The following is a 24,352-nucleotide window of genomic DNA, read 5'->3' as shown; positions in this document are numbered from 1 at the left end:
TAACAACTTAATTGTATATCACATTTAAATAAATGTGATATATCTTTTAACTGAAAGAGAAATTAATACATCATATTTAAAACTACTTGAAAATAAAAAACACATCATGCTCTAAAGCACGATGTGTTTTTTATTTTACAACTACAAGATGTGGTCCATTTTGTTCTCTTTCTTTTATTACCTCATTCTGCTGTTTTTCTTCTCGTTTTACATGACTAGCAATATTAAGTAGTATTCCCATCGCAAGTAGATTAGCTAATAAAGAACTACCACCGTAGCTGACAAACGGTAATGGTACTCCTGTAAGTGGTATTACTCCAGACATACCACCAACATTAATAAACGTTTGAACTCCAAACAAGCTTGCAATTCCGATAGCTATTAAACTTCCAAATGGATCAGTACATTTTTGTGCAACTCTAAATGACCGAATAATAATAAGTAATAAACAGATTAAAATGATAGCTACACCTATAAAACCAAGTTCTTCAGATATAATTGCCATTATAAAATCCGTTTGCGGTTCTGGTAAATAACCATATTTTTGTACACTATTCCCTAATCCTCTACCATTAAGCCCTCCAGAAGCGATTCCAATAAATGAATTTACCAATTGGAATCCATCCTTTTGAGGATCATTAAACGGATCAAGGAAAACAGAAAAACGTGCCTTTTGATATGGATTTAATGCATAATTGCCAAGAAGATATAGTGCCGGAATCCATACTATAGAAGTTAAAGCAATTCGTTTAATCCATAAGTTAACCTGTACTCCCGAACAAAGGAACATAATTCCTACTGTTCCTGCAATTAACAAATCAGTACCTAAATCATTTTGCTTTAATATTAAAAACATGATTATACCAACACCAATAAGTACTGGACCTGACCCTTTGGAAACAGGTGTATTCGTTTCTTGTCTTTTGGCAAAGAAATGAGCTAAGACGAGAATAACTGTTATCTTAACAAATTCTGCAGGCTGTATTCCAAATATCCACCCGTTTGCACCGTTTACTTTCTTAGTGAAAAAGGCAGCTGCTGCTAATAATGCAACACTAATTCCATAACTCCCCAATAAAAAGATTCGTTTTCTCCACACTTTATATGGGATAATAGCAAGAATTATTAATAACACTGTTCCAGCAGCTAAAGTAATTAATTGTCTTTTAAAAAAGAAATTTGCTGGTTTATCAAATCGCGAAATCGCAACAATGGAACTAGAACTATATACCATTATAACTCCCAGCACACATAAGATAACAAGAGGAAGTAATAATGAATAATCCATTGATTTCCATACTCTTTTCATTTCATTTCCTCTCTCTGTTTCAATTTAATTATTGTTGTATTCCATATGTACATTGGTTCTTCCTGCTTTATTATACAAATAAAAAGCCCAAACTTTTTCAGTTTGAGCCCCCTTATTTGAACCCGTTATTGTTGTTTGTTTGTAAATGCTTCATGAAGTGCAGATAACTCACGTTCGAGCTCACCTAACATTGCTTTCCCTTGTTCTTCTGCAATAAGACCAAGGCGAACCGCAAAATCGACCTCGCGGGATAGTCCAAACATTTGTGTGTCTAACACTTCTTCATATAATGGACATTGCGGCATTGTAAGATGGTCCATTTGCACCTTAATAAGTCTTAAAATCTTCTCTGCATCCGCTTGTAGAAGGGCTAGTGCCTTTTCCTGATGATTTGCTACTGTCTCAGACGCCAAATTGATTCCCTCCGTTTCCGTCCTACTCTCCTCTATCCTATCTATTAATATTAGCGATAGTTTTAATAAATTGCAATAGAAACATTTTTTGTGACAACAGTGTCTAATACTATTATACTGAAAAGTGGGAGTATAACACAAATGGGGGAACAACAATGAGCGAAATTTTATTTATTAACGGAAAAGTACGTTTTCCAATCACTATTGATCCAACTGTTTGGATCTTTGATGATCGAAAAGTAGATTTGACAACTTACTTTGATGAAACTAGAGAAAACACGTCTGAACTAGAAACTTATTTAAAAAACACTTCAGAACATTGGGATCGCGAAATCCGTGATGGTGCCGCTTTTCCTCCAATACAACAAAGTGTGAAGAAATATAAAAAAGAACAGCTGATTACTGGAACATTTGGTATACCATTTCATCCATTTCTTGCTAACGCTGAAATTTTAGAGGACGCTACGCAAGTTGAAATTGAAACGGTAGATCATACAATGACACTTCCATTAGAAACTGTCAAAAATGCTATACTAGGCTTTTCAAAAGAAGGAAAACCATTAAAAGAAGACGGACCTGTTCATCTCTATTTCAATGATGGATCTAATCAACAAAATCCAATCCGTAACATCCGTAAATTTACAATTATTTAAAGAAAAGGAGTGAGCTTAAGCTCACTCCTTTTTACAATAAATCTGCTGCTAGTTGAGCTAAATTAGATCGCTCACCTTTAACAAACTTCACATGACCACTAATACGCTGTTCTTTAAACTTCTCTACAACATATGTTAAGCCATTATTATATTCATCTAAATATGGGTGATCAATTTGCTGAGGATCTCCCATCAATACAATCTTACTCTTTTCCCCTACCCTAGTTAATATCGTTTTCACTTCATGCTTTGTTAAATTTTGTGCTTCATCAATGATAATGAACTGATCTGGAATACTTCTCCCGCGTATATAAGTAAGGGCTTCTACTTCAATCGAACCCATTCCAGCTAAAATAGCATCTAACTCTCCTGGCTTTTTCGTATTAAATAAATACTCTAGGTTATCAAAAATTGGCTGCATCCATGGTCTTAACTTTTCTTCTTTTTCTCCTGGTAAATAACCGATATCTTTTCCGACTGGAACAATTGGTCTTGCCACAAGTAATTTTTTATATAACCCTAAGTCTTCTGTTTGCATAAGTCCCGAAGCTAACGCAAGTAACGTTTTTCCTGTGCCGGCTTTCCCCGTTAACGTTACAAGCGGAATATCTTCACGAAGCAACAATTCTAATCCCATAATTTGCTGCACGTTTCGTGGTCGTATCCCCCACACTTGTTCATTGTGAAAAATAAGTTTCTTTACCTTCTTCCCTAAGTGATCCACAATGCCAAGCGCAGAACTAGAGCCCCCTAATGCATCTTTCATTACTACAAATTGATTTGGGTAAAAAGGATGATTCGCAATTTCAGATAGAGGCAATTCACCTTTCTCATAAAAATAATCCAATTGTTCTTTTGATATATATCCTTCTAAAAAACCAGAATATATATTTTCTACTTCAATTACGCGATCACTTAAATAATCTTCAGCCTTCAAACCAATTGCATCAGCTTTTACCCTTACGAGTACATCTTTACTTACTAAAATAACAGACTTCCCGTCCTCTTTTTCCTGTTCTTCTAAAGATAGATTTTTTGCTACAGCTAAAATTCGATTATCATTTGTTTTTTCTACAAAAATATCTTGTAGTTGCACAAATGAACGATGGTTCAATTCAATACGAAATGTTCCGCCGTTTTCTAGCGGGATACTTTCATGCAGCTTTCCTATTTCACGAAATTTATCTATTAACTTAGATACATAACGAGCGTTTCTTCCTACTTCATCCATATAACGTTTTTTCGAATCAACCTCTTCTAATACAACTGCTGGAATCACTACTTCATTGGTTTCAAATGAAAAAATAGATAAAGGATCCTGCAAAAGTACATTCGTATCTAACACATAAATTTTATCCAACCTGTTACCCCCTGACTCCACTTTTAAATTTGTAGAACAAGGGTTTCATCCATAAAATATGGACGAACCATTGTTATAATTATATGTACCGTGTAAACGAGGTAGAATCGAAAATCATAGTCATTAAACCTTTTATTTATTCTTTATTCATTTCTATTCAATATATTACTTTTTATTATAATTATTAACGTTAAATCACAATAACCGACTACAAAAGTGAATAAACGAATTTCTTATTTAGCATCTTTATAATTCTCTTATCCCTACTAACACTTCGTTATCCAGCTTTTTCGCTGCCCGAAGATCGTATGTTTTTTCATATGTTGGTTCAATTGCAAGTTTCGCTCCATAAAACATAACATCACGCACTTCTTGCACCTTTACTTCTATTACAGTTAATTTTAGAGAAATACCTTCCATTCTATCTGTCAAAATTTCACCTGCACCACTTATAGAAAATACGGATTCATTCGCCATTATAGTCAATACCACACCTGTATTATGACGTATATTTTCCACAATACGTGAACGTTGATCTACTGCAAATCGAATACTAGTTTCACTCACTGCATACACCCAAGAAATAGCACTTACGTTAGGAACTTGTTTTTCGAAATCTGTCGTTGCTATCATAACAATACACTCTTTACGCAACGTTTGTACTAAATCCTCTGTTAAGGTAGGCTCTACTACATTCGCCATATTTTCACCTCCAAATATACTTGGTATATCCTTATCATAACTTATTTTTCGAATTGCGAAAATATTATTTTTTCCCACTATTATTCAAAAACATTATACTTCCATGATATACTTATACTGATAGAATTCGTATTGAGGTGACGAAATGAGAGTCAAATGTATGATTTGTGATAAAAAAGATATGTTAGATGATGAAAATCCTATGGCAAAAAAACTGCGTAATCGCCCTATTCATACATATATGTGCATGGAATGTTCGGAACGAATTGCAGAGCGTACAATGGAACGTCATGCAAGTGGTAATTTCCGATTATATCGTGATAAAAAAATCGAAGATGATTGGTAAAATGTAAATAAGTCCTTACTCATATAGATAAGGACTTATTTATATTTTTCTGGTTCACGATTCATCTGATCCAAAAAACAATCAATGGCTTCTAACGGAAACCTTGCAGATTTCCGTTCTCCATTTATTTCATATGTAATTAAATACATTTCCTCGTTCTTTTCGACTTCCACATTTCTTAATTTATGTTCTTCATATACCATATTTTGAAATAACAAATATGTTTCTTTTGCAGCACTATCATCTGGACGTGCTTCCGCAACTGTTTTAATTGTTAACCAATTATATAGTGCATCTTGTACTGAACGCATGAAAACTCCCCTTTCTTATCCTGCTTTTTGTTGTTTCGCTTGACGCAAACGCAGTCTATAAATTCCAAGTACAATTGCCGCTACAACAAGTCCTTCTCCAACAGGTAAAAACACAGCAAAAAAGGTTAATACTGTGCATCCAATTGCTAATGATATGTATATCACAATATTTTTTAGTACAGACAACTTTCTAGCAAACCCTAAATTATAAACGAGAGCACTTAATATAATAATCGTCCCATAAAGTAACCACATTCCTAACTCTGGATTTTCATCTACCTTACACAATTTTGCAAAAAAAGACATCCTTTCTAACACACTCTTCCCCCCTAGCAGTAAAATGCAATTTTCTTTATACACTTAATACAAGAGTAACTCGCAAAAAAAATACTGTCCACAAAAAAGAGTAAATATTCTAAAAAATAAACAAAATAAAAAAACAACGCCCTTTATAAAGGGCGTTGTTTTTTTATTTTTACGCTTCAACAGATTTCTTTTTCTTAGCAGCTCTTTCACGTTCGCTCTTATCAAGAATCTTTTTACGTAAACGAATTGATTCTGGAGTTACTTCACAGAACTCGTCATCGTTTAAGTACTCTAATGACTCTTCTAAAGTCATTAAGCGTGGTTTCTTCATTGTTGAAGTTTGATCTTTCGTCGCAGAACGAATGTTAGTTTGTTGTTTCATTTTCACAACGTTAACTGTTAAGTCGTTCTCACGAGTGTGTTCTCCGACAATCATACCAGCATATACTTCTGTACCTGGTTCAACGAAGATTACACCACGGTCTTCAACTTGCATAATACCGTATTGTGATGCTTTTCCTGTTTCAAGTGAAACTAGAACACCTTGACGACGTCCACCAACTTGTCCAGCGTGTACTGGTTGGTAGCAATCGAATGTATGGTTTAAAATACCGTAACCACGAGTTAATGTTAAGAATTCTGTTGTGTAACCAATTAAACCACGTGCTGGAACCATGAAAGTAAGGCGAACTTGACCGTTTCCGTTATTCACCATATCTAACATTTCACCTTTACGTGCACCCATAGATTCCATAATAGAACCAGTGTATTCTTCAGGTACATCGATTTGTACGCGCTCTACAGGCTCACATCTTACGCCATCAACTTCTTTAATGATTACTTCTGGCTTAGATACTTGTAATTCATAACCTTCACGACGCATGTTTTCAATTAAGATAGATAAATGTAGTTCCCCACGTCCAGATACGATCCACGCATCAGGAGAATCTGTATTATCTACACGTAAACTTACATCTGTTTCTAATTGTGAACGAAGACGCTCTTCAATTTTACGAGATGTAATGTATTTACCTTCACGACCTGCAAATGGGCTGTTATTTACAAGGAACGTCATTTGTAGTGTTGGCTCATCAATACGTAATAATGGTAACGCATCTTGATGTTCAACTGGACATACTGTTTCACCTACGTTAATGTCTTCCATACCAGAAACGGCTACTAAGTCCCCTGCTTTTGCTTCTTCAATTTCTTGACGTTTTAATCCCATGTAACCGAATAATTTCGTTACGCGGAATTGCTTCACGCTTCCGTCTACTTTCATTAAAGCAACTTGTTGTCCAACCTTCATTGTACCGCGGAATACGCGACCAACTCCAATACGTCCAACGTAGTCGTTGTAATCAAGAAGTGCTACTTGGAATTGAAGTGGCTCTTCGCTGTTATCAATTGGTGCTGGAATATGTTCGATAATTGTATCGAATAATGATTTCATATTCTCTTCTTGATTTGCTGGATTTGAATCTAAGCTTGCTGTTCCGTTCATTGCTGATGCAAATACAACTGGGAACTCTAATTGATCTTCGTTTGCACCAAGCTCAATGAATAAGTCGATTACTTCATCAACTACTTCATCTGGACGAGCGAAGTCACGGTCAATTTTGTTTACAACTACGATTGGAGTTAAGTTTTGCTCAAGAGCTTTCTTTAAAACAAATCGTGTTTGTGGCATACAACCTTCATATGCATCAACAACAAGTAAAACACCATCGACCATTTTCATGATACGTTCTACTTCTCCACCGAAGTCAGCGTGACCAGGTGTATCTAAAATGTTAATTCTTTTATCTTCATAGTGAATCGCTGTATTTTTCGCTAAAATTGTAATACCGCGTTCTCTTTCTAGATCATTTGAATCCATTGCGCGTTCTTCAACGTGTTCGTTCGCACGGAAAGTCCCCGCTTGACGTAATAACTGGTCAACAAGTGTTGTTTTACCATGGTCAACGTGGGCAATAATTGCTATATTACGTAAATCTTGTCGTTTTTTCAACATGTCCAACTCCTAATGTCTTTTTAATCCTTCTCTATTATAAGAGCGAAGGGGATACAATAGCAATTAAAATAAAAGCAAGAATGAAAATATAGTTGTATTCTTACTTTTGTGAAAGTAAAATGAGATTGGAGGGTGAAGAAATGGAACACATTCAATATCGCTTTTTATTAACTGCAATTATCGGTGTTATTTTCTTAATCGGTATCGGCATTATGATTGCTGAAAATAGTCCAATCGGTATTATTATTTGCATTATCGGCACATTTGTTACAGTTGGATACGGTTTTGTAACAAAAAGAAAAATGCGCAAATCACAATAACGCTAAAAAGTAAGAAGCTTATACACAGCCTCTTACTTTTTTTGTTGCTCTCATATAAACGATAACACTTCTTCATACACTCCTGGTTTTGCAACTAACACACTGCTCTTCTCTATGATAGAAAGTGGCGCTCCAGAGAATGTCGTCACCTTACCTCCAACTTCTTCTACAATTATCTGCCCTCCGCCAAAATCCCATGGTGATAATCTCGGCGTTACATATGCATCTATTCTTCCTGTTGCAACGTATACCATCTCTAACGCTGCACAGCCATATGACCTTGTGCCCCTTGCTTTCTTAACAAGTGCCATCATACTTTCCATATTAAGCAATGGATTATCTGTAAGCCATATCGCATTTAAAGCTACAATACCTTGCTCTACAGTTCCTTTTTCCAATGGAGGAATTGATATATCATTACAAAAAGCTCCAGATCCCTTGACTGCATGATATAGTTCATCATGCACTGGATCATATATAAGTCCAATCTTTCCGATACCGTTCTCATAAATCCCAATTGAAATCGCAAAATTTCTTTTTTGATGAACAAAGTTCATCGTGCCGTCAATTGGATCAATTAACCAAACAACCCCGTCAGAAGACGTTATCTCGTCTCCATAACCCTCTTCTCCTAAAATATTATGATTCGGGAATGTTTCTTTAATTTTCCCAATTAAAAACTGTTCTATCTCTCGGTCCATATTTGTAACTAAGTCAGCTGCATTTGATTTTGTTTCTATAATAAGTGCTTTTTTCATTGATGCCATTAAATGCTCTCCTGCATCCCGAATCCACCGTTTGGCGTGTGCATCGATGTCTTTCCATACTTCTTGCATGTTTAAACACTCCGATCTATACTGTTCACAGAAAAAACGAACCCTTTATAAGGTTCGCACCAACTAATTTTTTATACATATACTATTATTACGCTTCTAAACGAATCATTTCAAGTCTTAACACTTCTAACTTTTGTACACACTCTTCTTTTTTCTGGTTATCATCTTCCATCATCGCATCATATAAAGTTGCTAATTCATAATCTAGCTCCAAACGTAGCACCGGTATTCTCTTTTCAGCATCTGTTCTCTTTAACGCATTAATCACCTGTCTCATATTATTTGCCTCCTCCCAATATTCGTCTGCCCTCGGACTAGAATTAATTCAATTTTCTGATTTTTTGTTTTATACTATACTATGTTGGATAAATCATCTATGCAACAAAATTATATTTTTTTATTTAAATTTTTTTGTGCTGTTTTTTTTATGAATAGTACAAGCTATGCTAAAATAAAAGCAAAATAGGAGTTGGAGGAACAATCATGACAATACAAACATTCAAGTCAACTGATTTTGATGTCTTTACAGTTGATGGTCTCGAAGAACGAATGAGTGCAATTAAAACGAACATTCATCCTAAGCTAGAAGCTTTAGGGGAACAATTTGCAGAATACTTATCCAAACAAACTGATGAGAACTTTTTTTATCATGTCGCAAAACACGCACGCCGCAAAGTCAATCCACCAAACGATACTTGGGTTGCTTTTTCAACAAATAAACGAGGATATAAAATGCTACCGCATTTCCAAATCGGCTTATGGGGTACTCATGCCTTCATATACTTTGGTTTAATCTATGAGTGTCCACAAAAAGTTGAGACGGCTCATGCCTTCTTAGAACATTTAAATGATTTAAAAACAAATATTCCAAATGACTTCGTTTGGTCCATTGACCATACTAAACCAAGTGTGAAATTACATAAAACACTTGAAACCGAAGACTTACAAAAGATGATTGAACGATTAGCTACTGTAAAAAAAGCAGAATTATTAGTTGGTATTCATATATCACCAGAGGAGTTTTCAGCAATGACCAACGAACAATTCCTTGCTAAGATTGAATCTACGATGCAATCACTCCTTCCTTTATATGCACTTTGTAATCGATAGTAGAAAACGGACAATTTATATTGTCCGTTTTTAGTTGTTATCACATTATATCACTTCAGTTTTTATTTTTCAAAATATTTTTTACATTTTTACAAGCTTTTGTTCTTCGACTTCTTTTGCCCTTTGAATAGCACGATATATAGAGTATCCACTTACTTCTTGAAATTCTTTATCAATTTTCTTTTCTTCTGCTTTCGATGGAACAATCTCTTTAAAACGACGATATAAACCCATTAACTCTTCTCTTATAATTCCTTTTTCATAAGCTTTCTCAATCGCTTCATAAAACTTCACCATTGTAACCATTTCCTCATTTGACCAATCATAATCTAACGGATATTGATATTCCATTTCGCACCTCATTTATCATTTCTTCTTGTTTCATTATGCTATCTTAAAGAGCATATTTTATTCTTCATTATAGCCACTCTGCATTATACACTATTTATTCATTTTAATGGAATTGTCTTCCTCTATTCATTAGTTGAGGCTAACTATTAAACATACTCACCTTAAAAAGATTTTTTTCTATACATCTATAATTATTGGTGATATAATGCTTTTGTTTTATAGAAAATAAAGTGAAGCTACCATCTCAAAAACGATTTTTTGAATGGCAGAAAAACAAGCCTTATTCTAAAAAGGGCTACACTTTTTTAGAGCAGGATTATATAAAACAAATTACACTAAATATTATGAAGAAGAAGGGGTGTATAGATTGTCCCAATACGAAACACCATTGTTTACCGCTTTAGTTGAGCACAGTAAGCGAAATCCAATTCAATTCCATATTCCTGGTCATAAAAAAGGACAGGGCATGGATCCTACATTTCGCGAATTTATTGGGCATAATGCATTAGCAATTGATTTAATTAATATTGCGCCACTCGATGATTTACATCATCCAAAAGGTATGATTAAAGAAGCACAAGATTTAGCAGCAGCCGCATTCGGTGCAGATCATACTTTCTTTTCTATTCAAGGTACAAGTGGCGCTATTATGACAATGGTGATGAGCGTTTGCGGTCCTGGTGACAAAATCCTAGTACCACGAAACGTGCATAAATCAGTAATGTCAGCTATTATTTTCTCAGGTGCAAAACCGATTTTCATGCATCCTGAAATCGATCCGAAGCTCGGTATTTCTCATGGAATCACAATTCAATCTGTCAAAAAAGCACTTGAAGAGCACTCAGATGCAAAGGGCTTACTTGTTATTAACCCAACGTACTTTGGGTTTGCTGCAGACTTAGAACAGATTGTACAATTAGCACATTCTTATGACATCCCTGTACTAGTCGACGAGGCTCATGGTGTTCATATTCATTTTCACGATGAATTACCTATGTCAGCGATGCAAGCTGGTGCGGATATGGCAGCAACAAGTGTTCACAAATTAGGAGGCTCTTTAACTCAAAGTTCTATTCTTAATGTGAAAGAAGGCTTAGTGAATGTAAAGCATGTCCAATCTATTATTAGCATGCTTACAACTACATCAACTTCTTACATCTTGTTAGCATCCCTTGATGTTGCGAGAAAACGTCTTGCTACAGAAGGAACAGCACTCATAGAACAAACAATACAATTAGCTGAGCATGTTCGTGATGCTATAAATTCTATTGAGCATCTTTACTGTCCTGGAAAAGAAATGTTAGGTACAGATGCTACCTTTAACTATGATCCTACAAAGATAATTGTATCTGTAAAAGATTTAGGTATTACCGGCCACCAAGCTGAAGTATGGCTTAGAGAGCAATATAACATTGAAGTAGAACTCTCAGATCTATACAACATACTATGTCTTATCACTTTGGGAGATACAGAAAGTGATACAAATACACTTATTGCAGCATTACAAGATTTAGCAGCAACATTTAGAAATAGGGCAGATAAAGGTGTTCAAGTACAAGTAGAGATTCCAGAAATTCCAGTGCTAGCACTTTCTCCTCGAGATGCTTTTTATTCGGAAACAGAAGTCATTCCATTTGAAAATGCAGCGGGTCGTATTATAGCTGATTTTGTTATGGTTTATCCGCCAGGGATTCCAATCTTTACTCCGGGGGAAATTATTACACAAGAAAACTTAGAGTATATTCGTAAAAACTTAGAAGCAGGTTTACCTGTACAAGGTCCTGAAGATATGACATTACAAACATTACGTGTTATTAAAGAGTACAAGCCTATCAGTTGATAGGCTTTTTTTTCACCTTTTTTCCTTTTCTTCATACGATACTTAAGAATGTAACGTATAGGTGGGGATACTATTATGATTGTAATAGGCCGTTCTATTGTACATCCTTATATTACAAATGAATATGAGCCATTTGCAGCAGAGAAACAACAAATTTTATCAATAATGGCAGGAAATCAAGAAGTTTATTCCTTCCGAACAGCTGATGAACTCAGCTTTGATCTCAATTTACGAGTTAATATTATTATCTCTGCACTAGAGCTTTTTCAAAGTGGATTTCAGTTTCGTACATTTCAACAATCCTTTTGCAACCCCCAGTATTGGAAAAGAACGTCTCTTGGAGGATTCGAGCTTCTTCCAAACATACCACCTTCTATTGCCATACAGGATATTTTCAAAAACGGAAAACTATATGGAACTGAATGCGCAACCGCTATGATCATTATTTTTTATAAAGCTTTACTATCATTGTATGAGGAAGAAACTTTCAATCGTCTATTTGCAAACCTTTTACTTTATACATGGGACTACGATCAAGATCTAAGGCTCATAACAAAAAACGGTGGCGATCTTGTTCCAGGTGACCTCGTTTACTTTAAAAACCCACAAGTGAATCCAGCTACGATTGAATGGCAAGGAGAAAACACAATCTATTTAGGGAATTTCTTTTTTTACGGACATGGCGTAGGTGTAAAAACAAAAGAAGAAATTATTTATTCATTAAATGAACGACGAGTCCCTTACGCTTTTATTTCAGCTTTCTTGACCGATACTATTACACGTATCGATAGTCGTATAATGAGCCAATACGCTTCTTCTAGTACACCACAGACCTCCATAAGCTTTATTCCGATTAGGGATGATGCAATCGTTGCAACAGTTGGTCATACAACTACAATTTATTAAAAAAGCGCCTACACATGTAGGCGCTTTTTCTTATTATTAAGCTTTTGTATGTTCTTTATGGTCACATTCGCAATGAGATCCACACTTCCCGTATAGTACTGTTGATTTTTCATCTTCAAAATGTCCAATTGTTCCTTCACATACTTGGCATACGATTGTTCCCATTTTCATTTCCCCCTGAGTTTCAATAGTAATCTATTTATTTATCATTAAGCTTTCGCATTATCTTTTCTAGCACAGTCACAATTTGTTCCGCATTTTCCGTAAAGTACCGTCGTTTTCTCATCTTCAAAATGTCCGATTGTTCCTTCACATACTTGGCATACGATTGTTCCCATTTTTCATTTCCCCCTAAGTTTATGGTCCTAAAAACTTTTAGCTGTCCATTTCCTATCAATTATTGGGCTTTTGTATGCTCTGTGTGATCACATCCGCAAGATCCACATTTCCCGTAAAGTACCGTTACTTTCTCATCTTCGAAGTGTGCAATTGTACCTTCACAATCTTGACATACGATTGTTCCCATTTTTCATTTCCCCCTAAGTTTATAATCCCAAAAACTTTTTGTAACCGCTTAACTTTCTGTCTTTATTTTAATATGTTATACTTTTTACGTCAATAGGTTTTTAGTATAACACATTAAATATTTTCAATTTAAATTAGTATGCGATATTCAAATAAAAAAACAGCCATATTTATAAGTACGACTGTTTCACATTAATTATTCTTCATATTCCGCATGTAAAGAAGTTGACGGAACTAGAAATTTGAAAAACTGAGCTAACTCCTTTGCTTCCTCTTCTGATCCTAATTTAAAAATCTCCTGTATATATTGAACATTCTCTACATCATCTCGTCCGAGTAAAGTAGACCTTCCTGTTTGCATACAAACAATGAGCGGCTTTCCAAAAAACATATTTGTATAAATAACACCAAAATCATAACGTGTATCATGTGTCATAAACCCTAAAAATCGTACCTTCACACTTTCATGCTCATCATACAATTTTTCAAACATTGGTTTCCACCTTTCTGCATCACGTTTCATTAATAGTATATTAAACAAAACATGTAATACTCCTTTTAATTGTCAAAAAATTCAGTAGGATGTAGAATGATAGTATTCTACTAAGTTAGGGGGAACTTATATGCAACACGCCTTTATTACGCTTGTACCGAAATCCAACCAACAATCAGTTTCAATAGATGATATAAAACAACTTTTTCATTATTATAAAACAGTTACTTCTAAAACTGGTGCCCAAATTAATTACACGTATACAAATACCGCTTTTCCTTATGAAATTTTAGATACATCTACAACAACATTAAAACTTCAATCCAATCACGACCGATATGACTCAATTTATATTGGTGTTGGTATAGAAAATGAACAATCTTTCATCCAAGTTTCTTTACCACCTAATGCAACATTTGGTGACAAAGGGAAAGCAAATGAATTTTGCCGTTTTTTAGCGAAGAAATTAGAAGGAGAGTTACAATTATTTAATGGAAGAACAATGTATTTTTATAAACGCTAATTTAAAAAATAGATAATATGATTAAAAATAATATACAATTCGAACATGTAAGAAATAAAGCTTGCTTTCTTACGTGCAATACAAAATATGCTATTACATAGGCTAAATATAGAAATACGAAAAAAAGAATGACTTTATAATGAAACTTATCACCATTCGATAATGTTAATACAGTGGAAAAGCCACTCCATAGTAGTAAATGATAAAATATAACATGTAATATTTTCATGGAACCTTCTCCTTTGACATGCTCTATTTTATTAATATATGGGGTTACGTTTGAATCAATTACATATTATAGGATGATATATATTACCTTTGAAGTAAGTTAAGCCGGAATCATTTGTTAAAGTATTATATATTCATTCGACAAGTACGTTTAAAGACCTTGCAAGTCATTTGATGAAAATAAAAATAGCCCCTCTCTTACAATAAGAGAAGGGCTATTTACATTACTTAAATTATTTTACAATGTGAATTGGCATTCCAAGAGCAACTTCAGCTGCTTCCATTGTGATTTCACCTAATGTTGGGTGAGCATGGATTGTTTGAGCGATATCTTCAGCTGTCATTCCAGCTTCGATAGCTAAACCAATCTCAGAGATAATATCAGAAGCACCTGCACCTGCAACTTGAGCACCTACAAGAAGACCATCTTCTTTACGTGTTACAAGTTGTAAGAAACCGTCAGTGCTGTTTAATGATAATGCACGACCGTTAGCAGCGAATGGGAACTTAGATACAGTTACAGTCATTCCAGCTTCTTCAGCTTGTTTTTTAGTGTAACCAACAGATGCTAATTCTGGATCAGTGAAGCATACTGCAGGAATTCCGATGTAATCGATAGCTGATGCATGGCCACTAATTGCTTCTACAGCTACTTTACCTTCGTAAGAAGCTTTGTGAGCTAATGGTGGTCCAGGAACGATATCACCAATTGCATAGATGTTTGGTACATTTGTACGACATTGCTCATCGATTTCGATGATGCCGCGGTCAGTCATTTTAACTCCAACTTGCTCAAGACCGATTTCTTGAGTGTTTGGACGACGACCTACAGTTACTAATACGTAATCTGCTTCTACAGTTTGGATTTCACCTTTAACTTCAAAGCTAACTTTTACGCCAGTTTCTGTTTCTTCAACGCCTTTAGCCATAGCTTTTGTATGGATATTTACGTTACCTTTTTTCTGTAGAGCACGTTTAACAACAGAGCTCATAGCTTTTTCGAAACCAGCTAAGATTTCGTCGCCAGCTTCTACTACAGTAACTTCTGTACCGAAGTTAGCATATGCAGTACCTAATTCCATACCGATGTAACCGCCGCCGATTACAACAAGTTTTTTAGGAATTTCAGGTAAGCTTAAAGCACCTGTAGAGTTGATAACACGTTTAGAGTATTTGAATCCTGGAATTTCGATTGGTGTAGAACCAGTTGCAAGAACAGCATTTTTAAACGTATAAGTTTGAGCTGCATCTTCAGTCATAACGCGTAATGTATTAGCATCTACGAAGTAAGCTTCACCGCGAATGATTTCAACTTTGTTACCTTTAAGAAGGCCTTCAACACCGCCAGTTAATTTCTTAACTACGCCGTTTTTCCATTCTTGAACTTTTGTAAAGTCAACTTTTACGTTTTCTGCAGTAATACCCATGTCATCAGAATGCATTGCATTCTCATAACGATGACCTGCATTGATTAACGCTTTTGAAGGAATACATCCAACGTTTAAGCATACGCCACCAAGGTTAGCTTTTTCAATGATTGCTACCTTTTGGCCTAATTGTGCTGCACGAATTGCCGCAACGTATCCACCAGGACCTGCACCAACAACGACTGTATCTAATTCAATTGGGAAATCTCCTACTACCATTGTTATTACGCCTCCATTACTAATAATTGTGGGTCATTCAATAGACGTTTAATTTGGTTTAACGCTTTTTGAGCAGTTGCACCGTCAATTAAACGATGGTCAAAGCTTAGAGATAATGCTAATACTGGAGCTGCAACGATCTCACCGTTTTTCACAACTGGTTTTTCAGCGATACGGCCGATACCAAGGATTGCTACTTCTGGGTGGTTGATAACTGGAGTGAACCATTGTCCACCTGCAGAACCAATGTTTGTAATTGTGCAAGAAGCACCTTTCATTTCAGCTGGAGCTAGACGACCTTCACGTGCTTTACCAGCAAGATCATTGATCTCGTTAGAGATTGTGAAGATAGACTTACGATCTGTATCTTTAACAACTGGTACTAATAGACCTTTGTCTGTATCAGCTGCGATACCGATGTTGAAGTAATGTTTATGAACTACTTCTTGAGATGCATCGTCTAAAGAAGTGTTTAACATTGGGTATTCACGTAATGCAGATGTTAAAGCTTTAACAACGTACGGAAGGTAAGTTAATTTAATACCTTTGTCAGCTGCTACTGCTTTGAACTTCTTACGGTGAGCAACAAGTTCTGTTACATCTACTTCGTCCATTAATGTTACGTGAGGAGCTGTGTGTTTAGAGTTAACCATTGCTTTCGCAATCGCTTTACGGATACCACTCATTTTCTCACGAGTTTCTGGATATTCACCAGCTGGGATTGGTTGTGCTTTTGGTGCTTCTTCTTTCGCTGCTGCTGGAGTAGCTTCTACTGCTGCTGGAGCCTCAGTTGCTGCTACAGTTTGTCCACCATTTGCAAATGCATCGATGTCAGCTTTTACGATACGGCCATTCTTACCAGTACCAGCTACTTTATGAATGTCTACACCTTTTTCACGAGCGTATTTACGAACAGATGGCATAGCGATTACGCGCTCATTTACTACTTCTGCAGTTGCTGCTGGAGTAGCTTCCGCTGCTGGAGCTTCTACTGCTGCTTCTTCAGCTTTTGGAGCTTCATCATGATCGTCACCTTTAAATTTAAGGTTTTCGTATCCAGGAGCATCAAATTTAATTAATGTATCTCCTACGATTGCAACTGTTCCTTCTTCTACAAGTACTTCAAGTACTTTACCTTTAACAGGAGAAGGGATTTCTACTACTGCTTTATCATTTTGTACTTCAAGAAGTACATCGTCTTCGTTTACTTCATCGCCTGGTTTAATAAACCATTTTACGATTTCACCTTCGTGGATACCTTCACCGATATCTGGTAGTTTAAATTCAAATGCCACGGAATTCAGCCCCCTGATTCATTTCATTATTATGGAATATGTACAAAAGAAACCAGCATGTGCTGATTTCTTTTGCACATGAAAAGCTAAAAATTAGAAGTTCATTACTTTGTTTACAGCTTCAACAATATCTTTGTGGTTTGGTAACCATACGCTCTCTGCTTGAGAGAATGGGAATACTGTATCAGCAGCTGCAACACGTACAACTGGAGCTTCTAAGTTTAAGATTGCACGGTCGTTAATTTCCGCTACAACGTTAGCTGCAATACCAGCTTGTTTTTGAGCTTCTTGAACTACAACTACGCGACCTGTTTTTTCAACAGAAGCGATGATTGTTTCGATATCTAATGGTTGAACTGTACGTAAGTCAACAACCTCTAAAGAGATACCTTCTTTTTCAAGTTCTTCAGCAGCTTTTAATGCAGCGTGAACCATAGCACCGTAAGCGATAACAGATACATCTGTACCTTCACGTTTGATATCAGCTTTACCTAAATCAATTGTGTAATCACCTTCTGGTACCTCTTGACGGAATGAACGGTACAATTTCATATGCTCTAAGTAGATAACTGGATCGTTGTCACGAATCGCAGAGATTAAAAGACCTTTAGCATCGTATGGAGTAGATGGAATAACAACTTTTAGACCAGGTTGTTGAGCCACTAATCCTTCTAAGCTATCAGCATGAAGTTCAGGAGTATGAACACCACCACCGAATGGAGAACGAACTGTTACTGGAGCAGTCCAACGTCCACCAGAACGGTAACGCATACGAGCTAATTGACCAGAAATTGAATCCATTACTTCATAAACGAAACCGAAGAATTGGATTTCTGGAACTGGACGGAATCCTTCAAGTGCAAGACCAACTGCAAGTCCACCAATACCAGACTCTGCAAGTGGAGTATCCATTACACGATCTTCACCAAATTCAGCTTGTAAACCTTCAGTAGCACGGAATACACCGCCGTTTACACCAACGTCTTCACCAAATACAAGTACGTTAGGGTCATTTTTCATTTCAACGCGTAAAGCATCAGTGATTGCTTGAATCATTGTCATTTGAGCCATGGCTTACTTCGACTCCTTTTCTTTGTAGATTTCATATTGTTCAGCTAAGTTGTAAGGCATTTTTTCGTACATGATTTCCATTAAATCAGTTACTTTTTGTTTTGGAGCTTGGTCAGCCTTAGCAATTGCTTGTTTGATATCTTCTTTTGCTTCTTCGATTACTGTCTCTTCAACTTCTTGAGACCATAGGCCTTTAGCTTCTAAGAACTTACGGAAGCGTACGATTGGGTCTTTTTGTTCCCATTCGTTTTCGATATCTTTTGTACGGTAACGAGTTGGGTCATCACCAGCCATTGTATGTGGACCGTAACGGAATGTTAAAGTCTCGATTAAAGTAGGGCCTTCGCCATTTACTGCGCGCTCACGAGCGAAAGCAGTTGCTGCGTATACAGCTAATGGATCCATACCGTCTACTTGAATTCCGTAAATACCTGCTGCTACTGCTTTTTGTGCTACAGTTTTAGCTGCAGATTGCTTTTCTACTGGAGTAGAGATTGCATAACGGTTGTTTTGAACAACGAAGATTGCTGGAGCTTTGAATGCACCTGCAAAGTTCATACCTTCGTAGAAGTCACCTTGTGAAGCACCACCGTCACCAGTGTAAGTAATTGCAACAGATTTTTTACCACGTAGTTTCATACCTAACGCAACACCAGCAGTTTGGATGATTTGCGCACCGATAATGATCTGTGGAGCTAATGCATTTACATTCTCAGGCATTTGGTTACCCATGAAGTGTCCACGAGAGAATAAGAATGCTTGGTATAATGGTAATCCGTGCCATACTAATTGTGGTACATCACGGTATCCTGGTAAGATGAAGTCTTCTGCTTCAAGTGCGAAATGACTTGCTAATTGAGAAGCTTCTTGTCCAGCTGTAGGTGCGTAGAAACCTAAACGTCCTTGACGGTTTAAAGAAATAGAACGTTGATCTAATACGCGAGTATACACCATACGACGCATTAATTCTTTTAATTGATCATCAGATAATTCAGGCATAGCTGCTTCATTCACAACTTCACCGTTTTCATTTAAAATTTGTAATGTTTCAAATTGAGCTGCGATAGCTTTCATTTGCTCATCAACATTAAATAGGGTCTTTTTTGTTTTAGTACCCATTCCGTTCACCTCTTCCTCTCTTGAACCATATTCTGAAACGCTTTCACTGGCTATTTTCCAGTTTAAAAAGCGCAACGATGTAAACCAACATGTTTGTATGTCGGTTGAGAATAATTTTGTGTACCTAACAATCTGTACTAATGTTTTTTCAGAAACATATTAATACAATCTTGATCACGTTTTTTAGTTTACAACTATTCTAATTACGATGTCAATTACTTTGAATACGTTTTTTTATAAATAATATGCAGGTTTCTACTACACAAACGTGTTTTTATTTTTTACATCTGTATTAGTAAGCATTGACCTACTGTTATATTATTCCCTTTTTCACTTATTTTTTCTCTTAGAATAATATGTAAACGATTTAATTCTCTTTAGTTTTTCTCTCTTCGTAACAAAAATATACAAACTACTCTTCCTTTTTTAGGTAAATACCTATACATTTCTACCCTCTCTTCCATACATTATAGTAACCGCAGTATTAGCGGGAAATGATAAAGGAGGTCATCTCATGTACGGATACTCATATTGCTATCCAACTTGTTCATATCCTTCCTACGGTTATGGCGGTTCTTGTGGCGGGTCTGGACGCGGCTTCGCCTTAATCGTTGTGTTGTTTATTCTTTTAATTATCGTTGGTGCTGCTTGCATTCGCTAATTGTAAAACGAAACAACTATGGAAAGAAAAAGACGGCTTTGCCGTCTTTTTCTGTTTATCACATACATAACTACTCTATAATAGAACGATTTCCAAAATGCCTTCCCTTTCTTGCCGATGACTTTTTCCATCTCCTTTGGTAGACTAAAGAGGAAAGGAGAGATTACATATGCTTACAATGAAAGATGTTATTCGCGAAGGAGATCCTATTTTGCGCAACGTTGCAGAAGAGGTGTCCTTACCGGCAAGCGAAGAAGATACAACTACCTTAAAAGAAATGATTGAATTCGTAATAAATAGCCAAGATCCTGAAATGGCTGAAAAATATAGTTTACGCCCTGGAATCGGATTAGCGGCTCCGCAAATCGGTGTTTCAAAAAAAATGATTGCAGTTCATGTAACCGATGCGGATGGTACATTATATAGCCATGCATTATTCAATCCAAAAATCATTAGCCATTCTGTTGAACGTACATATTTACAGGGTGGTGAAGGCTGTCTATCTGTAGACCGCGAAGTACCTGGTTATGTTCCTCGTTATACAAGAATTACAGTAAAAGCAACTTCTATTAACGGAGAAGAAGTAAAATTACGTTTAAAAGGTTTACCAGCAATCGTATTCCAACACGAGATTGATCATTTAAATGGCGTTATGTTCTATGACCATATCAATAAAGAAAATCCTTTTGCCGCTCCTGATGATTCCAAACCTCTAGAGCGATAATAATAAAAAGGCGGAAGTTAATCTTCCGCCTTTTTATTATGAAATGGGTTCCATATTCACTTATAGCAATCCAGCCCACTTTAGTCCATGATATATACCGTCTTCATTAACATCCTTTGTCACATGATTTGCAAGTTTTTTCAAGTCTTCATGGCCATTTCCCATCACAATACCTGTGCCAACGGCTTCGATCATTTCTAAATCATTTAAGCCATCTCCAAATGCATACACTTGATCACGATTAAAACCTAACTTTTCAATGTATTTCTCAATTCCTTTTGCCTTAGAACCACCATTCGGAATGATATCCATTGAATATGCATGCCAACGAATAAAATGGAAATCTGGATAATGATTAATAAACTTTTCCTCTTCATTTACTTCACAAAAAAGTAGTGTTTGATAAATATTACGTTCCTCATAAAAATTAGGCTCATATGCTGGATGCTCAAAGTTTAAGCTTCCAAAGCCTTCTTTCACATAATCATGATATTCCACTGATGCTCTCATATCTTGATGGTCAAGATATACAAGTGGATATCCTTCTTGTTTTGCAAACTGAGTAAACTTATGTAAAGCATCTGGATGTAACGGATTATTAAATATTACCTCATCTTCAAAGACAACATATTGTCCATTAAAACTAACATAATTATGTATATCAAGTTCCTTACGAATATCTTCGAACATAAATGGCGCGCGCCCTGTCGCAATTGCTACATGTACACCTTTTTCTTGTAACTGTTTTACTGCATCTCGTGTAGATTGCGGAATTTTTTTATCATGATCTAATAATGTTCCATCAATATCAAAAAAGACAATTTTATCATTCATTTGTCAAAATCCTTTCTGAGACTCTATATTCCTATTTTGAATATCACTTTTCAAATTCTAAAAAAAAGTATAACATATTAAACATCTGTGAAGAAAGCGTTCCCTTTCTGACCTTATTTGTAAACTTTGCATATATATATTAGTAAAACATGTAGATACTTGTTCGGATGAATTTTCTTTTCCATTCTTCCTCATACTATACCTATAACTAACGGCTACTGATCGTTACTATAGAATAACTTTCACTGTATGGGAAAGGACAAGATTCACCATTCACTTTTGTCCTATCTCTTATATCAGAGATAGAGTTTTCACTAGTAATAGGCATGTTTAAAATAAGGAAAGGAAGGAGTAATCATGCTGAAGAAGCTGAAGAAAAAGCTCAAGCGTTATTTAAATGGTCTAGTCCGTAAAAAGACAGTCGCTTAAATTGTGCCCATTTCGGGCTTTTTCTTCATTCTCATTCGAAAAAACATGAAAATCGTGACTGTTTGCTTTATAATAAGTAACAGATAATGCAAAACATAGACAAGGAGAGGTTTTCCAAATGATTTTTAAAGTATTTTATCAAGAAAAATTAACTGAGGTTCCAGTACGTGAAAATACAAAAGTTTTATATTTAGAGGCTACGTCTGAAAAGGATGTTCGTACAAAATTAAATAAGTTCGCATATAATATCGAGTTTGTTCAGTCTGTTACTGGCGCTCATCTTGAATATGAAAAAGAAAACGCTGATTTAACATTAGCGGAAATCGTATAGCGATATGAAATTTCTAAAAAACGACCAAGTTGCTGTATTTGCTCTCGGTGGGCTTGGTGAAATCGGTAAAAATACATACGCTGTTCAATTTCAAGATGAAATTATTATAATTGATGCTGGAATTAAATTTCCAGAGGACGAACTTCTCGGAATCGATTATGTAATACCAGACTACACTTATTTTGTGCGAAACGAAGATAAAATTAAAGGGTTATTCATTACACATGGTCACGAAGATCATATCGGCGGAATCCCTTACCTATTACGTCAAGTGAACATTCCAATTTACGGCGGAAAATTAGCAATTGCACTCATCAAAAACAAATTAGAAGAACACGGCTTACTTCGTAAAGCAAAACTTTACGAGATTCAAGAAGATGACGTTATTAAATTCAAAAAAACGTCTGTATCCTTCTTCCGTACAACTCACAGTATTCCAGATTCGTACGGCGTTGTTGTGAAAACACCTCAAGGTCAAGTTGTTCATACAGGTGACTTCAAATTTGACTTCACACCAGTTGGTGAACCAGCGGATTTAACAAAAATGGCTGAAATCGGTAAAGATGGCGTACTATGTCTATTATCTGATAGTACGAACAGTGAAGTTCCAAACTTTACTATGTCTGAGCGTCGCGTTGGTGATAGCATTCAAGACATTTTCCGTAAAGTAGAAGGACGGATTATATTCGCAACCTTTGCATCAAATATTCACCGCTTACAACAAGTTGTTGAAGCTGCTGTTGAAAACAACCGTAAAGTAGCTGTGTTTGGTCGAAGTATGGAAGCAGCGATTGAAATTGGACAAAACCTTGGTTATATTCGTTGCCCGAAAGATACATTCATAGATGCATCTCAACTAAACCGCTTACCAGCTAATAAAGTTGTTATTTTATGTACAGGTAGTCAAGGTGAACCGATGGCAGCACTTTCACGTATTGCAAACGGTACACACCGCCAAATTCAAATTATTCCTGGAGATACAGTTGTTTTCTCTTCTTCACCAATTCCAGGAAATACAATTAGCGTAAGTCGTACAATTAACATGTTGTACCGCGCTGGCGCTGATGTAATTCATGGGAAACTTTCAAATATCCATACAAGTGGACACGGTGGACAAGAAGAACAAAAATTAATGTTACGTCTAATTAAACCGAAGTACTTCATGCCAATTCATGGTGAATATCGTATGCAGCGTATGCACATGAACATAGCAAATGATTGTGGCATCCCTGAAGAAAATTGCTTCATTATGGATAATGGCGATGTTCTTGCTTTACGTTCGGATGAAGCTAGCGTAGCTGGAAAAATCCCATCTGGTTCGGTCTACATTGATGGAAACGGTATTGGAGATATTGGCAATATCGTATTACGCGATCGTCGTATCCTTTCTGAAGAAGGACTTGTAATTGTAGTTGTAAGCATTGATATGAAAGAATTTAAAGTTGCAGCAGGACCTGATATCATCTCACGCGGTTTCGTTTACATGCGTGAAAGTAGCGATTTAATCAATGATGCACAAACATTAATTACAACTCATTTAGAAAAAGTAATGGAGCGTAAAACAACACAATGGTCTGAAATTAAAAATGAAATTACAGACACATTAGCTCCATTCCTATATGAGAAAACGAAACGCCGTCCAATGATTTTACCAATCATTATGGAAATATAAGAAAAAGGACAATGCCATGAAGGC

Annotated in this window: 31 protein-coding genes; 11 read left to right on the top strand and 20 right to left on the bottom strand. The window is 35.9% G+C overall.

Annotated features, from left to right (window positions below; genetic code table 11):
* Nucleotides 1-130 precede the first annotated feature (130 nt).
* Nucleotides 131-1,309: an FtsW/RodA/SpoVE family cell cycle protein gene (locus ACS2QP_RS02285; RefSeq protein WP_438882113.1), complete on the bottom strand. Its 1,179-nt coding sequence runs from the start codon at nt 1,307-1,309 to the stop codon at nt 131-133.
* 125 nt (nt 1,310-1,434) lie between these two features.
* Entirely contained in the window at nt 1,435-1,722 is a 288-nt protein-coding gene (locus tag ACS2QP_RS02280; protein ID WP_000135694.1) for a YlaN family protein, read from the bottom strand.
* Nucleotides 1,723-1,877: 155 nt separating this feature from the next.
* Between ACS2QP_RS02280 and ACS2QP_RS02275 the strand changes: the two genes are divergently transcribed.
* A complete protein-coding gene (locus ACS2QP_RS02275) occupies nt 1,878-2,375 on the top strand; it encodes a hypothetical protein (RefSeq protein WP_001289809.1) in 498 nt (165 codons plus the stop codon).
* A 31-nt stretch (nt 2,376-2,406) separates the two neighbouring features.
* Here ACS2QP_RS02275 and ACS2QP_RS02270 read toward each other — a convergent pair whose 3' ends face one another.
* Nucleotides 2,407-3,735, bottom strand: coding sequence for a PhoH family protein (locus ACS2QP_RS02270; RefSeq protein ID WP_000358083.1), 1,329 nt, complete (start codon nt 3,733-3,735; stop codon nt 2,407-2,409).
* 246 nt (nt 3,736-3,981) lie between these two features.
* On the bottom strand, nt 3,982-4,437 hold the full coding sequence (locus ACS2QP_RS02265) for a pyridoxamine 5'-phosphate oxidase family protein (RefSeq protein ID WP_000024593.1): 456 nt from the start codon (nt 4,435-4,437) through the stop codon (nt 3,982-3,984).
* A gap of 145 nt (nt 4,438-4,582) precedes the next feature.
* Between ACS2QP_RS02265 and ACS2QP_RS02260 the strand changes: the two genes are divergently transcribed.
* Nucleotides 4,583-4,783 (top strand): YlaI family protein, encoded by a 201-nt coding sequence (locus ACS2QP_RS02260; RefSeq protein WP_002082250.1) that lies wholly within the window; start codon nt 4,583-4,585, stop codon nt 4,781-4,783.
* Nucleotides 4,784-4,818: 35 nt separating this feature from the next.
* Here the strand turns inward: ACS2QP_RS02260 and ACS2QP_RS02255 are convergent, their stop codons facing one another.
* The 3 genes from ACS2QP_RS02255 to typA all read right to left on the bottom strand — a co-directional run bounded on the left by ACS2QP_RS02255 (nt 4,819) and on the right by typA (nt 7,414).
* The gene (locus tag ACS2QP_RS02255) at nt 4,819-5,094 is read right to left on the bottom strand and encodes a hypothetical protein (RefSeq protein WP_001258151.1); all 276 of its coding nucleotides are present in this window, start codon (nt 5,092-5,094) and stop codon (nt 4,819-4,821) included.
* A 15-nt stretch (nt 5,095-5,109) separates the two neighbouring features.
* Complete coding sequence (locus tag ACS2QP_RS02250) at nt 5,110-5,412, bottom strand: YlaH-like family protein (RefSeq protein ID WP_000893662.1); 303 nt, start codon at nt 5,410-5,412, stop codon at nt 5,110-5,112.
* A gap of 157 nt (nt 5,413-5,569) precedes the next feature.
* On the bottom strand, nt 5,570-7,414 hold the full coding sequence (gene typA / locus ACS2QP_RS02245; RefSeq protein ID WP_000914762.1) for a translational GTPase TypA: 1,845 nt from the start codon (nt 7,412-7,414) through the stop codon (nt 5,570-5,572).
* 140 nt (nt 7,415-7,554) lie between these two features.
* On the opposite strand from typA, the gene ACS2QP_RS02240 reads away from it, so the two are divergent.
* Nucleotides 7,555-7,734, top strand: coding sequence for a DUF5325 family protein (locus ACS2QP_RS02240; protein WP_000400127.1), 180 nt, complete (start codon nt 7,555-7,557; stop codon nt 7,732-7,734).
* A gap of 50 nt (nt 7,735-7,784) precedes the next feature.
* On the opposite strand, the gene ACS2QP_RS02235 is transcribed toward ACS2QP_RS02240, so the two are convergent.
* On the bottom strand, nt 7,785-8,570 hold the full coding sequence (locus ACS2QP_RS02235) for an inositol monophosphatase family protein (RefSeq protein ID WP_001158701.1): 786 nt from the start codon (nt 8,568-8,570) through the stop codon (nt 7,785-7,787).
* A gap of 88 nt (nt 8,571-8,658) precedes the next feature.
* On the bottom strand, nt 8,659-8,847 hold the full coding sequence (locus ACS2QP_RS02230; protein ID WP_001250165.1) for a hypothetical protein: 189 nt from the start codon (nt 8,845-8,847) through the stop codon (nt 8,659-8,661).
* A 206-nt stretch (nt 8,848-9,053) separates the two neighbouring features.
* Here ACS2QP_RS02230 and ACS2QP_RS02225 point away from each other — a divergent pair, with 206 nt between their 5' ends.
* Nucleotides 9,054-9,680, top strand: a complete 627-nt coding sequence (locus tag ACS2QP_RS02225; RefSeq protein WP_000155317.1) for a YktB family protein — start codon at nt 9,054-9,056, stop codon at nt 9,678-9,680.
* An 81-nt stretch (nt 9,681-9,761) separates the two neighbouring features.
* On the opposite strand, the gene ACS2QP_RS02220 is transcribed toward ACS2QP_RS02225, so the two are convergent.
* Nucleotides 9,762-10,031: a UPF0223 family protein gene (locus ACS2QP_RS02220; RefSeq protein ID WP_000456562.1), complete on the bottom strand. Its 270-nt coding sequence runs from the start codon at nt 10,029-10,031 to the stop codon at nt 9,762-9,764.
* Nucleotides 10,032-10,398: 367 nt separating this feature from the next.
* Here ACS2QP_RS02220 and speA point away from each other — a divergent pair, with 367 nt between their 5' ends.
* On the top strand, nt 10,399-11,871 hold the full coding sequence (gene speA / locus ACS2QP_RS02215; protein ID WP_000084899.1) for an arginine decarboxylase: 1,473 nt from the start codon (nt 10,399-10,401) through the stop codon (nt 11,869-11,871).
* A gap of 75 nt (nt 11,872-11,946) precedes the next feature.
* Nucleotides 11,947-12,777 (top strand): protein-glutamine gamma-glutamyltransferase, encoded by an 831-nt coding sequence (locus tag ACS2QP_RS02210; RefSeq protein WP_000635337.1) that lies wholly within the window; start codon nt 11,947-11,949, stop codon nt 12,775-12,777.
* A 36-nt stretch (nt 12,778-12,813) separates the two neighbouring features.
* Here ACS2QP_RS02210 and ACS2QP_RS02205 read toward each other — a convergent pair whose 3' ends face one another.
* The 4 genes from ACS2QP_RS02205 to ACS2QP_RS02190 all read right to left on the bottom strand — a co-directional run bounded on the left by ACS2QP_RS02205 (nt 12,814) and on the right by ACS2QP_RS02190 (nt 13,795).
* On the bottom strand, nt 12,814-12,942 hold the full coding sequence (locus tag ACS2QP_RS02205; protein WP_000536796.1) for a GapA-binding peptide SR1P: 129 nt from the start codon (nt 12,940-12,942) through the stop codon (nt 12,814-12,816).
* A gap of 44 nt (nt 12,943-12,986) precedes the next feature.
* Nucleotides 12,987-13,115, bottom strand: a complete 129-nt coding sequence (locus ACS2QP_RS02200; protein ID WP_000536803.1) for a GapA-binding peptide SR1P — start codon at nt 13,113-13,115, stop codon at nt 12,987-12,989.
* A gap of 59 nt (nt 13,116-13,174) precedes the next feature.
* Nucleotides 13,175-13,303, bottom strand: coding sequence for a GapA-binding peptide SR1P (locus ACS2QP_RS02195; RefSeq protein ID WP_000536778.1), 129 nt, complete (start codon nt 13,301-13,303; stop codon nt 13,175-13,177).
* Between the two features lie 195 nt (nt 13,304-13,498).
* Nucleotides 13,499-13,795, bottom strand: a complete 297-nt coding sequence (locus tag ACS2QP_RS02190; protein ID WP_000462038.1) for a DUF3055 domain-containing protein — start codon at nt 13,793-13,795, stop codon at nt 13,499-13,501.
* A gap of 130 nt (nt 13,796-13,925) precedes the next feature.
* Between ACS2QP_RS02190 and ACS2QP_RS02185 the strand changes: the two genes are divergently transcribed.
* Nucleotides 13,926-14,318 (top strand): DUF1885 family protein, encoded by a 393-nt coding sequence (locus tag ACS2QP_RS02185; RefSeq protein ID WP_001163299.1) that lies wholly within the window; start codon nt 13,926-13,928, stop codon nt 14,316-14,318.
* A 1-nt stretch (nt 14,319) separates the two neighbouring features.
* Here the strand turns inward: ACS2QP_RS02185 and ACS2QP_RS02180 are convergent, their stop codons facing one another.
* From ACS2QP_RS02180 to pdhA, 5 genes are all read right to left on the bottom strand, one after another.
* The gene (locus tag ACS2QP_RS02180) at nt 14,320-14,547 is read right to left on the bottom strand and encodes a hypothetical protein (RefSeq protein WP_000697469.1); all 228 of its coding nucleotides are present in this window, start codon (nt 14,545-14,547) and stop codon (nt 14,320-14,322) included.
* A gap of 232 nt (nt 14,548-14,779) precedes the next feature.
* A complete protein-coding gene (lpdA, locus tag ACS2QP_RS02175) occupies nt 14,780-16,192 on the bottom strand; it encodes a dihydrolipoyl dehydrogenase (RefSeq protein ID WP_000260104.1) in 1,413 nt (470 codons plus the stop codon).
* 5 nt (nt 16,193-16,197) lie between these two features.
* Nucleotides 16,198-17,487 (bottom strand): pyruvate dehydrogenase complex dihydrolipoyllysine-residue acetyltransferase, encoded by a 1,290-nt coding sequence (pdhC, locus tag ACS2QP_RS02170; RefSeq protein WP_000863419.1) that lies wholly within the window; start codon nt 17,485-17,487, stop codon nt 16,198-16,200.
* A 93-nt stretch (nt 17,488-17,580) separates the two neighbouring features.
* A complete protein-coding gene (gene pdhB / locus ACS2QP_RS02165) occupies nt 17,581-18,558 on the bottom strand; it encodes a pyruvate dehydrogenase complex E1 component subunit beta (protein WP_000068168.1) in 978 nt (325 codons plus the stop codon).
* Between the two features lie 3 nt (nt 18,559-18,561).
* Nucleotides 18,562-19,677 (bottom strand): pyruvate dehydrogenase E1 component subunit alpha, encoded by a 1,116-nt coding sequence (pdhA, locus tag ACS2QP_RS02160; protein ID WP_000536895.1) that lies wholly within the window; start codon nt 19,675-19,677, stop codon nt 18,562-18,564.
* A gap of 514 nt (nt 19,678-20,191) precedes the next feature.
* Here pdhA and ACS2QP_RS02155 point away from each other — a divergent pair.
* Both ACS2QP_RS02155 and def read left to right on the top strand, forming a co-directional pair.
* Nucleotides 20,192-20,338 (top strand): YjcZ family sporulation protein, encoded by a 147-nt coding sequence (locus tag ACS2QP_RS02155; RefSeq protein WP_000274562.1) that lies wholly within the window; start codon nt 20,192-20,194, stop codon nt 20,336-20,338.
* Nucleotides 20,339-20,507: 169 nt separating this feature from the next.
* Complete coding sequence (def, locus tag ACS2QP_RS02150; RefSeq protein WP_000957048.1) at nt 20,508-21,062, top strand: peptide deformylase; 555 nt, start codon at nt 20,508-20,510, stop codon at nt 21,060-21,062.
* Nucleotides 21,063-21,122: 60 nt separating this feature from the next.
* On the opposite strand, the gene ACS2QP_RS02145 is transcribed toward def, so the two are convergent.
* Nucleotides 21,123-21,896: a Cof-type HAD-IIB family hydrolase gene (locus tag ACS2QP_RS02145; protein ID WP_000998268.1), complete on the bottom strand. Its 774-nt coding sequence runs from the start codon at nt 21,894-21,896 to the stop codon at nt 21,123-21,125.
* Between the two features lie 547 nt (nt 21,897-22,443).
* On the opposite strand from ACS2QP_RS02145, the gene ACS2QP_RS02140 reads away from it, so the two are divergent.
* The gene (locus ACS2QP_RS02140; RefSeq protein ID WP_000576435.1) at nt 22,444-22,656 is read left to right on the top strand and encodes a DNA-dependent RNA polymerase subunit epsilon; all 213 of its coding nucleotides are present in this window, start codon (nt 22,444-22,446) and stop codon (nt 22,654-22,656) included.
* A gap of 4 nt (nt 22,657-22,660) precedes the next feature.
* Nucleotides 22,661-24,328, top strand: coding sequence for a ribonuclease J1 (rnjA, locus tag ACS2QP_RS02135; protein ID WP_000670377.1), 1,668 nt, complete (start codon nt 22,661-22,663; stop codon nt 24,326-24,328).
* The last annotated feature ends 24 nt before the right edge of the window (nt 24,329-24,352 follow it).

It is taken from the genome of Bacillus cereus group sp. Bce019, from assembly GCF_051781745.1.
GTDB lineage: Bacteria > Bacillota > Bacilli > Bacillales > Bacillaceae_G > Bacillus_A > Bacillus_A cereus.
Note: the sequence above shows the minus strand (reverse complement) of the source record. Positions and strands in the feature narration are given on the sequence as shown.

Coding starts and splice junctions, on each gene's coding strand:
- ACS2QP_RS02230 (WP_001250165.1), bottom strand. CDS start 8,847: ATGAGACAGGTGATTAATGCGTTAAAGAGAACAGATGCTGAAAAGAGA.
- ACS2QP_RS02285 (WP_438882113.1), bottom strand. CDS start 1,309: ATGAAAAGAGTATGGAAATCAATGGATTATTCATTATTACTTCCTCTT.
- ACS2QP_RS02185 (WP_001163299.1), top strand. CDS start 13,926: ATGCAACACGCCTTTATTACGCTTGTACCGAAATCCAACCAACAATCA.
- lpdA (WP_000260104.1), bottom strand. CDS start 16,192: ATGGTAGTAGGAGATTTCCCAATTGAATTAGATACAGTCGTTGTTGGT.
- pdhA (WP_000536895.1), bottom strand. CDS start 19,677: ATGGGTACTAAAACAAAAAAGACCCTATTTAATGTTGATGAGCAAATG.
- ACS2QP_RS02140 (WP_000576435.1), top strand. CDS start 22,444: ATGATTTTTAAAGTATTTTATCAAGAAAAATTAACTGAGGTTCCAGTA.
- ACS2QP_RS02225 (WP_000155317.1), top strand. CDS start 9,054: ATGACAATACAAACATTCAAGTCAACTGATTTTGATGTCTTTACAGTT.
- ACS2QP_RS02275 (WP_001289809.1), top strand. CDS start 1,878: ATGAGCGAAATTTTATTTATTAACGGAAAAGTACGTTTTCCAATCACT.
- typA (WP_000914762.1), bottom strand. CDS start 7,414: ATGTTGAAAAAACGACAAGATTTACGTAATATAGCAATTATTGCCCAC.
- ACS2QP_RS02210 (WP_000635337.1), top strand. CDS start 11,947: ATGATTGTAATAGGCCGTTCTATTGTACATCCTTATATTACAAATGAA.
- ACS2QP_RS02265 (WP_000024593.1), bottom strand. CDS start 4,437: ATGGCGAATGTAGTAGAGCCTACCTTAACAGAGGATTTAGTACAAACG.
- ACS2QP_RS02180 (WP_000697469.1), bottom strand. CDS start 14,547: ATGAAAATATTACATGTTATATTTTATCATTTACTACTATGGAGTGGC.
- pdhB (WP_000068168.1), bottom strand. CDS start 18,558: ATGGCTCAAATGACAATGATTCAAGCAATCACTGATGCTTTACGCGTT.
- ACS2QP_RS02205 (WP_000536796.1), bottom strand. CDS start 12,942: ATGGGAACAATCGTATGCCAAGTATGTGAAGGAACAATTGGACATTTT.
- ACS2QP_RS02260 (WP_002082250.1), top strand. CDS start 4,583: ATGAGAGTCAAATGTATGATTTGTGATAAAAAAGATATGTTAGATGAT.
- ACS2QP_RS02190 (WP_000462038.1), bottom strand. CDS start 13,795: ATGTTTGAAAAATTGTATGATGAGCATGAAAGTGTGAAGGTACGATTT.
- ACS2QP_RS02155 (WP_000274562.1), top strand. CDS start 20,192: ATGTACGGATACTCATATTGCTATCCAACTTGTTCATATCCTTCCTAC.
- ACS2QP_RS02255 (WP_001258151.1), bottom strand. CDS start 5,094: ATGCGTTCAGTACAAGATGCACTATATAATTGGTTAACAATTAAAACA.
- ACS2QP_RS02235 (WP_001158701.1), bottom strand. CDS start 8,570: ATGCAAGAAGTATGGAAAGACATCGATGCACACGCCAAACGGTGGATT.
- def (WP_000957048.1), top strand. CDS start 20,508: ATGCTTACAATGAAAGATGTTATTCGCGAAGGAGATCCTATTTTGCGC.
- rnjA (WP_000670377.1), top strand. CDS start 22,661: ATGAAATTTCTAAAAAACGACCAAGTTGCTGTATTTGCTCTCGGTGGG.
- ACS2QP_RS02145 (WP_000998268.1), bottom strand. CDS start 21,896: ATGAATGATAAAATTGTCTTTTTTGATATTGATGGAACATTATTAGAT.
- ACS2QP_RS02200 (WP_000536803.1), bottom strand. CDS start 13,115: ATGGGAACAATCGTATGCCAAGTATGTGAAGGAACAATCGGACATTTT.
- ACS2QP_RS02195 (WP_000536778.1), bottom strand. CDS start 13,303: ATGGGAACAATCGTATGTCAAGATTGTGAAGGTACAATTGCACACTTC.
- ACS2QP_RS02220 (WP_000456562.1), bottom strand. CDS start 10,031: ATGGAATATCAATATCCGTTAGATTATGATTGGTCAAATGAGGAAATG.
- ACS2QP_RS02240 (WP_000400127.1), top strand. CDS start 7,555: ATGGAACACATTCAATATCGCTTTTTATTAACTGCAATTATCGGTGTT.